The organism is Kineococcus xinjiangensis, assembly GCF_002934625.1.
In the GTDB taxonomy this organism is placed as follows: domain Bacteria; phylum Actinomycetota; class Actinomycetes; order Actinomycetales; family Kineococcaceae; genus Kineococcus_A; species Kineococcus_A xinjiangensis.
On record NZ_PTJD01000015.1, the window covers coordinates 64093 to 76818 of the forward strand.

Annotated in this window: 10 protein-coding genes; 5 read left to right on the forward strand and 5 right to left on the reverse strand. The window is 75.9% G+C overall.

Features of this window, described 5'->3' with window-relative positions:
- Nucleotides 1-46 precede the first annotated feature (46 nt).
- Nucleotides 47-934, forward strand: coding sequence for a methylenetetrahydrofolate reductase (locus tag CLV92_RS17640; RefSeq protein WP_211291243.1), 888 nt, complete (start codon nucleotides 47-49; stop codon nucleotides 932-934).
- A 137-nt stretch (nucleotides 935-1071) separates the two neighbouring features.
- The gene (locus tag CLV92_RS22080; protein WP_104434921.1) at nucleotides 1072-3414 is read left to right on the forward strand and encodes a pectinesterase family protein; all 2343 of its coding nucleotides are present in this window, start codon (nucleotides 1072-1074) and stop codon (nucleotides 3412-3414) included.
- An 84-nt stretch (nucleotides 3415-3498) separates the two neighbouring features.
- Here CLV92_RS22080 and CLV92_RS17650 read toward each other — a convergent pair whose 3' ends face one another.
- Nucleotides 3499-4170: a hypothetical protein gene (locus CLV92_RS17650; protein WP_104434923.1), complete on the reverse strand. Its 672-nt coding sequence runs from the start codon at nucleotides 4168-4170 to the stop codon at nucleotides 3499-3501.
- A gap of 9 nt (nucleotides 4171-4179) precedes the next feature.
- Nucleotides 4180-4371: a hypothetical protein gene (locus CLV92_RS17655; protein ID WP_104434925.1), complete on the reverse strand. Its 192-nt coding sequence runs from the start codon at nucleotides 4369-4371 to the stop codon at nucleotides 4180-4182.
- Between the two features lie 75 nt (nucleotides 4372-4446).
- Between CLV92_RS17655 and CLV92_RS17660 the strand changes: the two genes are divergently transcribed.
- Nucleotides 4447-6195: a DEAD/DEAH box helicase gene (locus CLV92_RS17660; RefSeq protein WP_104434927.1), complete on the forward strand. Its 1749-nt coding sequence runs from the start codon at nucleotides 4447-4449 to the stop codon at nucleotides 6193-6195.
- Nucleotides 6196-6236: 41 nt separating this feature from the next.
- Here CLV92_RS17660 and CLV92_RS17665 read toward each other — a convergent pair whose 3' ends face one another.
- Nucleotides 6237-7937, reverse strand: a complete 1701-nt coding sequence (locus CLV92_RS17665; RefSeq protein ID WP_104434929.1) for an aldehyde dehydrogenase family protein — start codon at nucleotides 7935-7937, stop codon at nucleotides 6237-6239.
- 198 nt (nucleotides 7938-8135) lie between these two features.
- On the opposite strand from CLV92_RS17665, the gene CLV92_RS17670 reads away from it, so the two are divergent.
- Nucleotides 8136-9029, forward strand: a complete 894-nt coding sequence (locus tag CLV92_RS17670) for an alpha/beta hydrolase fold domain-containing protein (protein ID WP_104435019.1) — start codon at nucleotides 8136-8138, stop codon at nucleotides 9027-9029.
- Nucleotides 9030-9220: 191 nt separating this feature from the next.
- Here CLV92_RS17670 and CLV92_RS17675 read toward each other — a convergent pair whose 3' ends face one another.
- Nucleotides 9221-9979 carry a TetR/AcrR family transcriptional regulator gene (locus CLV92_RS17675; protein WP_104434931.1) on the reverse strand — a complete coding sequence of 253 codons (759 nt, stop codon included), beginning with the start codon at nucleotides 9977-9979 and terminating at the stop codon, nucleotides 9221-9223.
- 83 nt (nucleotides 9980-10062) lie between these two features.
- Here CLV92_RS17675 and CLV92_RS17680 point away from each other — a divergent pair, with 83 nt between their 5' ends.
- Complete coding sequence (locus tag CLV92_RS17680; protein WP_104434933.1) at nucleotides 10063-10452, forward strand: VOC family protein; 390 nt, start codon at nucleotides 10063-10065, stop codon at nucleotides 10450-10452.
- 59 nt (nucleotides 10453-10511) lie between these two features.
- Here the strand turns inward: CLV92_RS17680 and CLV92_RS22965 are convergent, their stop codons facing one another.
- Entirely contained in the window at nucleotides 10512-12704 is a 2193-nt protein-coding gene (locus CLV92_RS22965; protein ID WP_158257314.1) for a diguanylate cyclase domain-containing protein, read from the reverse strand.
- Nucleotides 12705-12726: the final 22 nt, after the last annotated feature.

Below are 12726 nucleotides of genomic sequence, written 5' to 3' on the forward strand. Positions count from 1 at the left end.
CGCACGGACTCCGCGCACGGACGTCCCCGAGCCCGAGGACCACGACGTGAGACCCGACGACAGCGACGCCGACCGGGCGGAGGCCCGCTCGCGGTCCCGGTGGCGGGCCTTCGCCGGCGTGCTGCGGGAGGCCAGCTACGAGGTGCTGCCGTTGCCCGGCACCGACGACGCCGTCCTCGCCCACGTCTCCCGCGAGGTCCCCCTGACGATCACCACGACGGAGGCGAAGGGCCTGGGGCCGACCCTGGAGCTGGCCGAGCGACTCTCCCGCGCCGGCCGCACCGCCGCCCCCCACCTCGTCGCGCGGCTCGTGCGCGACGGCGCCCACCTGGACGACATCGCCGCGCGGCTGCGGGAGGCCGGCGTCGAGGGCGTCTTCGTGGTCGGCGGGGACGCCCGGGAGGCCGTCGGGCCCTACCCCGACGCGCTCGCCCTGCTGGAGGCGCTGGCGGAGCGCGGCCACCGCTTCCGCCACGTCGGCGTCGGCGGATACCCCGAGGGTCACGGCACCCTGGGCGCGCAGGTGATGGAGGAGGCGCTGGCGCGCAAGGCACCGCACGCCACCCACGTCATCACCCAGCTGTGCTTCGACCCCGGCGCCACCCGCACGTGGGCCGCGGAGACCGCGCGGCGCGGGATCCACCTCCCCGTGCGCGTCGGCCTGCCCGGCGCAGTGAGCCGGCAGAAGCTCGTGCGGATCTCGGCCGGCCTCGGCCTCGGCCAGTCCGCCCGGTTCCTGCTCAAGCAGCAGGGCATGTTCTGGCGCTTCTTCCTCCCCCGCGGCTACCACCCGGGGCGGCTGCTGCGCGGGCTCGCGCCGGTGCTGGGACAACCCGGCAGCACCCTGCAGGGCGCGCACTTCTTCACCTTCAACGAGCTGCAGCGCACCGAGGCGTGGCGGCGGTCCCTGATCGAGCGCCTCGAGCGGCGCTGAGCGGGACGGCCGACGCGCTCGGCGACGGCCGTTGGACCCGCCGGTGCGCCTGTCACCCGAACGGCCCCGTCCGCTCGGACCGGCTCGCTAGCGTGGCGGCGCAGCACCCTCCCGCCCCGCCCGGCCCCAGGAGAAACATGCGCTTGCAGCGACGCAACCCGCGCCCGCCCGGGAAGCACACCGCCCGCCTCGCGGTCGCGGCCACGTTCGCGGCGACCGCGGTGGCGGTCGTCGGCGCGCCCCTGCCCGCGGCCGCCGCCGTGGCCCCGCTCGTCGCCACCCAGTCCGGCAAGTGCCTCGACGTCGTCGGGGGGATCTCCGACCCCGGCGCGCCCCTGCAGATCTGGGGCTGCTCCGGCGCCGCGTGGCAGCAGTGGGAGCTGACCGGCGCTGGTGAGCTGCGCACCCTCGGCGGCACCCGCTGCCTCGACGCGGAGGGCTGGGGCACCGCCAGCGGCACGCGCCTCATCACCTGGACGTGCACCGGCGCGGTCAACCAGCAGTTCACCCGCGGCGCGGGCGGCACCCTCGTCGGCAGGCACTCCGGCCTCTGCGTGGACGTGAAGGACGGCGCGACCGCGCACGGGACGCCGGTGCGGCTGTGGACCTGCAACGGCGCCCCGGCCCAGCAGTGGCAGTTCGGCACCCCCTCGGCCCCCGCGCCCGCCGGTTCCCTCGTGGTCGCCGCCGACGGAACCGGCCGCTACCGCACCGTGCAGCAGGCTGTGGACGCCGTCCCCGTCGACAGCCCCTCCCGGGTGGTCATCGCCGTGCGGCCGGGCACCTACCGAGGCGCACTCACCGTCCCCTCGAACAAGCCGAACATCACGCTGCTGGGCCTCGGCGACTCCCCCGACGACGTGGTGATCGTGGACGACCGCGCCGCGGGAACCCCGAAGCCCGGCGGCGGCACCTACGGCACGGGCGGCAGCGCGACGGCCACCGTCTCGGGGCGCGACTTCCACGCCGACAACCTCACCATCGCCAACGACTTCGACGAGGCCGCGAACGCCGGGCTCCCGGGCCACCAGGCGGTTGCGCTGTCCCTGGGCTCCGACCGGGCCGTGCTGGACGACGTGCACCTCCTCGGCAACCAGGACACCCTCTACGTCGCGGACTCCGCCCGCGCGTACTTCTCCGACTGCTACATCGCCGGCGACGTCGACTACGTCTTCGGCGGCGGCACCGCCGTCTTCGACCGCTGCGAGCTGCGCCAGCTCGTCCGGGGCGGCTACACCACTGCCGCCAGCACCCCCACCACCCGCCGGTACGGGTTCCTGTTCCACCGCTCCCGCTTCACCGGCACCGCCCCGGCCGCCTCCACGCACCTCGGCCGGCCGTGGCGGCAGGGAGCGCAGGTGGTGGTGCGGGAGTCCGCCCTCGGCGCGCACATCAAGGGCGCGCAGCCGTGGACGGACATGGGCACCGCGACGTGGCAGAACGCCCGCTTCCGGGAGTTCCGCAACACCGGCCCCGGTGCCGGCACCGGCCCGAACCGGCCCCAGCTCAGCGACGCCGAAGCCGCCGGGTACACCCCGCAGCGCTACCTCGCGGGCGGCGACGGCTGGAACCCCGTCTCCACCGGCTGGCCCTCGACGCCCGACGGGTTCGCGGCCGTGGCCGGGCTCGGGCTGAGCGGCACCACCGGCGGGCAGGGCGGGCCGACGGTCACCGTCACCGACCAGGCGTCGCTGGAGAGGTACGCCGCGGCCGCGACGCCCTACGTCATCCGCGTCGCGGGCCGGATCACGGTGCAGCCGTTCGGCAAGGAGATCCCCGTCGCCTCCGACAAGACCATCATCGGTGTCGGCACCACCGGCGAGATCTTCCAGGGCGGCCTCCAGCTCAAGGACGTCCGCAACGTCGTCATCCGCAACCTGACCATCGGGAACACGTACGACCCGAACGACCCCGACGGGAAGTGCTGCGACCACGACGCCATCCAGATGGACGGCGCCCACCACGTGTGGATCGACCACAACCGCCTCACCCGCGCCGGCGACGGGCTCCTCGACTCCCGGCTGGACACCAGCTTCGTCACCGTCTCCTACAACGAGCTGTCCAACCACAACAAGGCGTTCGGCATCGGGTGGACGAGCAACGTGACGGCGCAGCTGACGATCCACCACAACTGGATCCGCAGCACCAACCAGCGCAACCCCAGCGTGGACAACGTCGCCCGCGCCCACCTGTACAACAACCTCCTGCAGGACGTCACGTCCTACGGGATCCGGGCGCGGGGCGGGACCCGCGCGGTGGTGGAGAACAACCACTTCCTCCGCGTGGCGAACCCGTACAGCTACCAGGACACCGCCGAACTCGTGCAGCGCGGCAACGTGGTGGCCTCCTCGACGGGGTCGCAGACCAGCCGCGGCACCGCGTTCGACCCCCGCGCCTCCTACTCCTACGCGCTCGACGCCGCGTCCGACCTGCCGAACCTGCTCGCCACCCGCACCGGCCCGCAGGCGGACATCCGCTGACGGCACCGCGGCGCCCGGGCCGGACGTCGTGCCGACGTTCCCGGCCCGGGCGGGACTCGACCCGGTGGTGACGGGGACGGGTGCTCAGCGGCTCCCGGTGCCGGGCCGGGGCGCGCCGGTGGCCCCGAACTCCGGCGGTGCCGGGTCCGGGCAGCGGTCGATGCGCTCCTCGCGGGCGCGGCGGCTCTCCTCGCCGACGGCGGTGGGGGCGGGGCCGGTCCAGGTGAACACGTCCGGCCGCGCACGCCAGGACAGGTCCAGCGCCTCCACCTCCGCGCCGTGCAGGCCGTCGACGGAGGCCCAGCGCAGCACCAGTGCGGTCTCCCGGTCGAGGGAGACGGTCATGTCGTGCGGCTTCCGACCCGGAGCGCTCAGCAGCACGCTCCACACCGGCCTGCCGGCCACCTCGTGGGGCTCGTCGAAGAAGGCCGCCTCCCGGAACGCCCTGGGCTGCTCGAACAGCTGGGGCTCTCCCCATCCGAGGGTGAGGAGGTGGGAGGGCAGCCAGCACCCACCGGTGAGCACGCGTTCCCACTGCTCCCCCACCGGGGCGTGGACGGCTTCCCCGTCGTGCAGTGCGAGGAGGCCCTCCTCGCCCGTGATCCGCCACAGGTTCGGCTCCGCGAACTCCACGTCGACCCTGCGGGGAGCCGCGGTGCCCATGCCGGTCAGGACCACCGTCGCCGCGCAGGCGCCGATGCCGTCCAGCGCCGCCCGGGCCCGGTGCGCCAGCTCCCGCCACGGCGGAGTCGTCATGCGCCGACGCTACCGGCGCCCCGGCGCCGTCCTCGGGCCCCGGCGGTGGTCGGCCGCGGAACCGGCGCTCACCAGCAGCCCCAGGACGATCAACCCCCAGCCGATGAGGCCGCGCCACTGCACGGCATCGACCTGCAGGACCACGAGTCCCACGAGCGACAGCACCGGGCCGAGGGCCAGGAGGGTCCGACGGGAGCGCACGAGGCAACCCTATGCGACCCGCCCTCCGCGACCGGCCCGACCGGCGGTGCCCGGAGCAGTGGGCAGACTGGGGGCATGAGCACGCCCGACGCTGTCACGTTCGCCGACCTCGCCCTGAGGGAGGAGCTGCAGCACGCGCTGGAGGTGCTGGGGTACGAGGAGCCCACTCCCGTCCAGCGGGAGGCGGTGCCCCCGCTGCTGGCGGGCCGGGACGTCCTGGGCGTCGCGGCGACCGGCACGGGCAAGACCGCGGCCTTCGCGCTCCCGCTGCTGAACGGCCTCGCGCCCCTGCCGGAGCGCCCGGGAACCCCCACCGCGCTGGTCCTCACGCCGACCCGCGAACTGGCGGTGCAGGTCTCGGAGGCCCTGTACAAGTACGGCCGCGGGCTGGGCGCGCGCGTGCTGCCCGTCTACGGCGGCACCCCCATCGGCCAGCAGCTGCGGTCGCTGTCCCGCGGCGTGGACGTCGTCGTCGCCACGCCCGGCCGGGCGGTCGACCTGCTGGGGCGCGGCGCGCTGGACTTCGGGGCGCTGCGCACCGTCGTGCTCGACGAGGCCGACGAGATGCTGGACATGGGGTTCAGCGAGGACATCGAGGCGCTGCTGGGGGCCACACCCGAGGGCCGCCAGACCGTGCTGTTCTCCGCGACGATGCCCTCCCGCACCGCGGCGCTGGCGCGGCGGCACCTCCGCGAGCCGGTGCAGGTGCGCATCCAGAACGCCCCCGTCGCCGCCGGCGAGGTGCCCAGGGTCCGGCAGGTCGCCTACCTGGTCCCCCGGGCGCACAAGACGGCCGCGCTGGGCCGCGTGCTCGACATGGAGTCTCCCACGTCGGCGCTGGTGTTCTGCCGCACCCGCGAGGAGGTGGACACCGTCACCGAGAGCCTCAACGGGCGCGGGTACCGGGCGGAGGCCCTGCACGGCGGGATGAGCCAGGACCAGCGCGACCGGGTGATGGGCCGGCTCCGCTCGGGCACGGCGGACCTGCTGGTGGCGACCGACGTCGCCGCCCGCGGCCTCGACGTGGAGCACCTGACCCACGTCGTGAACTACGACGTGCCCAGCGCCCCGGAGTCCTACGTGCACCGCATCGGCAGGGTGGGCCGCGCGGGACGGGAGGGCGTGGCGATCACCCTCTCCGACTCCCGCGAACACCGGATGCTGAAGACCATCGAGCGGGTCACGGGGCGGCGCATCACCGTGGAGACGCTGCCCACGGTCGCCGACCTGCACGCCCGGCGGCTGGAACTGACCCGCGCTGCGCTGCGGGAGAGCCTGCTCACCGACGACCTGGACCGCTTCCGCACGGTCGTGGAGGTGCTCAGCGACGAGTTCGACGTCGTCCAGGTCGCCCTCGCCGCGGTGAAGCTCGCCCACGAGGCGGCCGCGGGCGGCGACGGCGACGAGCCGGACATCCCCCAGGAGCGCCCTGCGACGGGCGGGCCGGCGCGCCGCGGCACACCTCCCGAGCGCGGGCGGGAGCAGGGCGGGCGGAGCGCCGGCGGGGCGATGACGCGGCTGTTCGTGGGCGCGGGCCGGGCCGCCGGGGTGCGGCCGCAGGACCTCGTGGGGGCGATCGCCGGGGAGTCCTCCCTCACCGGGCGCGACGTCGGCGCCATCGAGATCACCGAGCGGTTCTCCCTGGTGGACGTGCCCACCGACAGGGCCGAGGAGGTCATCCAGGGCCTGCGCGGGGCCACGCTGCGCGGCAGGCGCCCCACGGTGCGCCGGGAGCGGTACCAGAGCGGGCCCGGCGGCAGGAACCCCGGCAGGAACTCGGGCGGGGATCCGCGCGGGAACTCGGGCGGGAACCACGACGACTGACGACGCGCGGGCGCCGGCGGCTCGTCCGCGCCGCCCGGCCCTCAGCCGCGCACGGCGGAGGCCAGGGTGGCGGCGACCTCCCGCAGCGCCACCCGCCGCGACGGCGCGCCCGCGAACCGGGTCAGGTGCTCCGTCGTGACGTGGGCAGTGCGGTTGTCCACGAACCACGCCGGGGTGGGCACGGGGTGGAACGGCCCCCGCACGACGCTGCGCTCCACGTGGGCGGGATCGAGCAGCAGCGCGTTGTGCACCGTGCCGAGGCCGCTGCCGACGTCGTGGACGTCGTGGCCGGGGAACGCACCCCAGGGCGCCCGGGGGATCCCGTAGGCCAGCGCCACCCAGCAGTTGACGCCGACGTTGCCGTAGCGCAGCGCGGCCACCGCCTCCTCCAGGTCGCCGCCGAGCCTGCGCCCCGTGGCGGGGTCCACGAGGAGCGTCGCCCCCAGGTCCCCGGCGAGGCGCTCGTTGCAGAACCGCACCGCGGCGCGCAGGAACTCCCCGGGGTCGGCCCCGGGCAGGCGGGTCACCCCCAGGGTGGGCGCGAAGTACTCGGTGGTGAACGCGGGCTCGTCCGGGGCCGCGGGGTCGAGGTCGCGCAGCAGCACCCGGGGGGCGTCGGAGTCGCCGCCCAGGACCTCCGCGCCAGGATGGGCGTCGAGGGCGGCGCGCTGCCGCTGCGCGGCCCCCGGGTAGTACGCCCTGCGCCACGGGGCCTCCCGCAGGGCCGCGCGCAGCAGGCGCACGAACTCCTCCGCCTGCGGCCACCGCTGCGGCAGGACGACGACCTGCGTGGCGACGCAGTTGAAGCCGGAGTGGTTCAGCCGCTGGGTCGCCACGTGGCGCGCCTGCCGGACCAGGGTGGCCTCGCTCCAGCGACCCGGCACGACGACGACCGGGGAGACACCGCCCAGTTCGCTGGTGACCGGCTTCGCCAGCAGCGGTTCCCGGGCCGCGCGCCGGCGCGCCCCCTCCGCGCCGGCGCCGAACACGACCGCGTCGTGGGTGTCGCGGCTGCCCGTGACGTGCACGGCGGCGACATCGGGGTGCCGCATCAGGCGCGTGCCCTCCTCCGCCCCGCCCGTGGTGATGCGGACGAACCCGCGCTCGACGAACGGCGCGAGGACCCGCCCGAGCACCGGGCGGAGGTTCTCGTTGACGGGGCTCATCTTCAGGAGCACGACCGCACCGTCCTGGAACAGCTTCGCCAGGACGTCCAGCACCGGGATGGAACCCACGTTGCCCGCCCCCAGCACCAGGGCCACCCGCCCCGGCCCGGACCGCTCGCGCACCCCGCGCGCGGCGCCGTCGCGGGCCTGCTCCAGCGTCACCCCCGGACGCAGCCAGGTGTGCGCGGTGAAACCCGCCAGGGCGAGGTCGGAGGCGGTGACCGGGAACACCCGCAGCCCGAGCCGCCCGCCCGGCAGCGACCGCACCCGCAACCCGTCGAGGGGGTTGCGGCCCTCCACCACCGTCGTCAGGGTGGCGATGAGGGCCGAGGCCGTCTCCAGCACCGCCCACGGCCCGCCCATCCACTCCTCCCCCGCGGCCGGTGTGGCGGGGTCGACGCCCTTGTCCAGGCAGGACTGCCGGACCCAGTCGGCGGCCGCGTCGGCCGTCGCGGCGCGCAACCGCCGCAGCAGCTCCCGCTTGTCCTCGATCGGCGTCCGGACCCACTCGTCGGCGTGCTCGCGCAGCACGGCGAGGTCGGCCTCGGCGGTCGGTGCGGTGGTCGAACCGGTCATGTCTCCCCCTGCGAGGGCGTAGCCGACGTCCGGCGCGCGCGACGGCGCGGAGCCTCCGCGGCGGGGTCTCTGCGGCCGCAGGAGACGAGGGTGGTGCGACCCGTCCACGCTAACCCCGTCCCGGGTGCCCGCGGGTGCGGTCGCGCCGGTCGGCCGCCCCGCCGCGCCCGGTGGCACGTGGCCGTGCAGACTGCGGCGATGCCCTCCTGGCAGAGCACCGTCGTCAACGCCTACCTGCGCCTCGGGGGCAAGGGGTCGCTGCGCAGCGCGGAGGCGATGCGCGCGCACGTCCGGCGGCGGTCGCGGCGGCCGGCCCCGCACTCGCCGCCTCGGTCGCTGCGGCGCTCGGTGCGGGTCTCGCGGCACGCAGAGGCCGGCTGGCCGGTGTACGAGGTGCTCCCCCGCCGCGGGGCGGTGGCCCGGCACGTGCTGTACCTGCACGGCGGCGCCTACGTGAACCAGCTCGTCCGCTGGCACTGGTACCTGCTGCGGGAGCTGAGCACCTCGGTCCCCGCCCGCTGTGTGGTGCCGGTCTACCCCCTCGCCCCCCGCGGCACCGCCGCGGAGGTGGTGCCGGCCGTCGCGGCCCTGCTGGAGCGGATGGTGGCCGAGCACGGCGCGGAGCAGGTCGTCCTCGCCGGCGACTCCGCCGGAGGTGGGATGGCCCTGGCGGTGGCCGGGCACCTGCGCGACACGGGCCGGGCGCAGCCGGGGCGGATCGTGCTGATCGCCCCCTGGGTGGACGTGTCGATGTCCAACCCGGAGCTGGCGGCGCTGGAGCCGCGGGACCCGATGCTGGCCCGTGCCGGTTCCGCCGAGGCGGGGCGGATGTACGCCGGGGAGCTGGGGCCGGCGCACCCGTGGGTCAGCCCGCTGTTCGGCCGGTGCGCGGGCCTGGCACCGCTGACGGTGGTCGTCGGGACCCGCGACCTCGTGCACCCCGACACCGAGCTGTTCGTCGAGCGGGCCCGCGCGGAGGGCGTCGACGTGGACCTGCACGTCGGGGAGGGGCTCATCCACGTCTACCCGCTGCTGCCGACACCGGAGGGCCGGGCCGCACGGCGGCAGCTCGTGGCGACCTGCCGCCGCTGACCCACCGCCGGCACCCGCCTCCTCTCCCGCCCTCTCCCGGAAAGGACCTTTTCCGGGGTGCGCGGCACCTCCAGCACCCCGGAAAGGGTCCTTTCCGGGGCCAGGACCCGGCTCCGGACCCCGGAAAGGGTCCTTTCCGGGAGGGGGCGGGAGAGAGGGGCGGGAGGGAGGGGATGAGGGGGGCTGGGGCGTCAGGGGCGTTCGATGAGGGCGGCGAGGCCGTCGAGGACCCGGTCGAGGCCGAAGCGGTAGGCGTGGGCGGGGTCGTGGGCGCTGCCGTGGGCCGCGCCGGCGGCCGCGCCGATGCGGGTGGCGCGCGGGTGGGCGGCGGGGTCCAGCACCCTGGCCAGCAGCGGCCCGGCGCTCGCCCACCACTGCTCGTCCGTCCCCCCGTCGGCGCGGGCGGCCTCGGCGTCGGCGGCGTCGCGGGCGCAGGCGCGCACGAAGCCGAGCACCCACGTCAGGCAGTCGTCGACCTCCACGTCGTCCAGCCCGCAGCCGTCGAAGGCGGCCAGCTCGTGCTCGTACTTCGCCGCCTGTCCCGGTCCCAGCGGCGGGCGCAGGGTGGAGACGGTGGCGGCCCACGGGTGAGCGAGGTGGAGGCGGCGGTTCTCCTCGGCGACGGCGGCCACCCGCTCCCGCCAGGGCCGGCCGGTGGTGTCCTGCCGGGGCATGGCGGCGTAGGCGGCGTCGAGCATGAGGTCGAGCAGCTCGGCCTTGCCGGGGACGTAGGTGTAGAGCGACATGGGCGCCACGCCCAGGCGCTCCGCGACGCGGCGCATCGTGAGGGCGGGCAGCCCCTCGGCGTCGGCGAGCGCGGTGGCGGCCTCCACGACGGCGTCGAGGTCGAGGGTGCGGCGGGGGCCGCGGCGCGGCACGGCCGAGGGGTCGCGCCAGAGGAGGGCGAGCGTGCGCGCGGGGTCGCCTGCGCTGGACCGGTCGCTGCTCACGGGAACATCCTGCCCGTTCGTACGTTGTACGAAGTACGCCGTACTTCGTACGAGGTCGGCGCACCGCCAGACGGGAGAACAGCGTGAAGATCACCGGAACCGCCGTGTCGCTCAACGTCGACGACGTGGGCGCCTCCAGCACCTTCCTCGTCGAGCACTTCGGCTTCACCGAGCGGTTGTCCGCCGACGGCTTCGCCTCCCTCGCCCGCGAGGACTCGGGGATGCACGTCATCTACCTGCGGCGCGGCCTGCCGACCCTGCCCGCGGACCAGCGCGACGACCGCGCCGCCGGACTGATCCTCGCCTTCGAGGTCGAGGACCTGGAGGGCGAACTGGCCCGGCTCCAGGACGAGGGCGTGACCATCACCATGCCGCTGACGGCGGAGGAGTGGGGCGAGCGCGCCTTCCAGGTGTGCGACCCCAACGGGGTGATCGTCCAGCTCGTGGACTGGAACGGCCCGACCGCCGACTGACGGCTCCGGCGCGGCGCCGCGGAACCCACCGGGGCGCCGCGCCCGCCACCGGCCGCGACTCAGCACGAACGGCGGCGCACCTCCGACCGCCTCACCCTGCCCATCGCGGCGACGGCCGCGTCCAGCAGTTCCTCGGCGGTGCGGCCGTCGCGCGGGAAGACCGCGGCACCGACGCTCGCGGACATCCGCAGTTCCCGCCCCCCGCGCCGCAGCGGCTCGCGGACCACCGCCGACAGCCGCCGCGCGAGGCGCTCCACCTCCTCCCCGCCCTCCGGCGGAACCCCGGCCAGGACGGCGGCGAACTCGTCCCCGCCCATGCGCACCAGCACCACCCCCTCTCCCGCGGCCGCCTCCAGCCGGGCCGCGACCGAGGCGAGCACCTCGTCGCCCACCCGGTGCCCGAACCCCTCGTTGACGGTGTCGAAGCCGTCGAGATCCAGGAACAGCACCGCGACCCCGGACTCCCCCTCCCGCGCCAGCCGCAGTTCCCGCTCCGTGCGGTGGAAGAACTCCGGCCGGTTGAGCAACCCCGTGAGGGGGTCGTGGAACGCGAGGTAGGCGGCGCGCTCCTGCTGGTGCACGCGTTCGGTGACGTCGACCTGGTTGCCGATGAAGTGGGTGAGGCGCCCGCTCCCGTCGTGGACGGGAGAGATCGTGATCTCGTTCCAGAACGGAATGCCGTCCCTGCGGTAGTTGAGCAGCACGGTCTGCACCTCCCGTCCCGCCGCGAGCTGCCGGGCGATGTAGTGCGCCTGGATCCGGTCGGTCCCCGATCCCTGCAGGAACCGGCAGTTGCGCCCCAGGACCTCCTCCTCCGGGTATCCGGTGAGTTCCAGGAAGGCCCGGTTGGCGTAGACCAGCGGCGTGTCAGGGGCTCGCGCATCGGCGATGGTGATGCCGTTGCTGGCGGTGGACACCGCCCGCAGCAGCAGCTCCGGCAGTTCCTCGGGGGGCAGGGCCCCCGCAGGGCGGAGCCGGGCGGTCCGCCCTGCCGGTGCGCCGGTGCTCCTCGGCGCGACGACCTCCCCGGCGGGGTTCCCGACCGGACCCGCCGGAGCGGGACGCATCCGCGCGAGCAGGCAGGCCGCCGCGGCCAGCACGCGGTCCCGCTCGTAGGTGAGGACGTAGTCGAGTCGGCGGTGCCCGTCGGCGGACGGCTCCCGCGACTCCCGCGCCGCGATGGCCGCCGCGTAGGGCGGGGAGACCACGGCGAGGACCCACTCGTCGGCGAGGGGGTCCCCCGGCGCGGTGGTGGAACCGCGGACCCCCACCGCGGGCTCGGCCGGCATGCCGGGGGCGAACACCGCGGTGAGGGCGGTCGAGGCGGCCAGCGCCTGGAACCGCATCTGCAGCGGCCCCGAGAACAGACGGGCGTCCTGGAACCCCGCCACCACCACGGCCAGCTCGTCCAGCAGCAGCGCCTGCTGCTCGATCTGCTGGGACATCGCCGCCAGCAGCGGAGCCGCGATCCGCTGGGCGGGCATCTCGCGGCTGAGGACCTCGAACGGCGTCACCGCCGGCATGAGGCGGCGGGAGCGCCCCAGCCGGAGCGGGGAGCTCCCCAGCTCCACCCGCCCGTCCGGCCGCCCGAACCGCCAGCCCTGCCCGAGCTGCGCCCCCAGGGACAGGGCCCGCTCCAGGTGCCCGTCGCTCTCGATGCCCTCGGCGAGGATGAGCGCCCCGGAGCGCTCGGCCTCCCCGCGCACCGCGTTGACGATGGCGGCGATCTCCATCGAGGCGTGCGCGCGCACGAGCGCGAGGTCCAGCTTGATGACGTCCGGCGCCAGGAACGGCAGCAGGGCCAGCGCCGCGGGCTCCGCGCCGACGTCGTCGACCGCCACGCTCCACCCGGCGTCCCGCGCCCGCGCCACCCCCGCCAGCAGTTCCGCCGGATCCTCCAACAGCGCCCGCTCGGTCACCTCGAGGACGATCCGGACCCCGGCGGGGATGAGGTCGGCGAGGCCGCGGAACTCGCCGGCGCGCATCGAGGCGATGGTGGAGGGTTCGAGGTTCACGAACACCGTGGCCGGCTCGGTCAGGCCGGCCAGTCCGGTCAGCGCCGCCCGGAGGCACTGGGAGTCGAGGGTGCGCAGCGCGTTCCCGCCGGCGGCCCGGGCCTCGGCGAAGAGCACCGCGGGTGACGCCGCCGGCGCTCCCGGCCCGCCGCGGGCCAGCGCCTCGACCGCGACGACGGCACCGTCGCGGAGGTCGACGATCGGCTGGTAGACGGCGGAGACGGGCCAGGCGGCCACCCCCCGGCCCTCAGGCGCCGGC

Coding starts and splice junctions, on each gene's coding strand:
- CLV92_RS17660 (WP_104434927.1), top strand. CDS start 4,447: ATGAGCACGCCCGACGCTGTCACGTTCGCCGACCTCGCCCTGAGGGAG.
- CLV92_RS17665 (WP_104434929.1), bottom strand. CDS start 7,937: ATGACCGGTTCGACCACCGCACCGACCGCCGAGGCCGACCTCGCCGTG.
- CLV92_RS17670 (WP_104435019.1), top strand. CDS start 8,136: ATGCCCTCCTGGCAGAGCACCGTCGTCAACGCCTACCTGCGCCTCGGG.
- CLV92_RS22080 (WP_104434921.1), top strand. CDS start 1,072: ATGCGCTTGCAGCGACGCAACCCGCGCCCGCCCGGGAAGCACACCGCC.
- CLV92_RS17650 (WP_104434923.1), bottom strand. CDS start 4,170: ATGACGACTCCGCCGTGGCGGGAGCTGGCGCACCGGGCCCGGGCGGCG.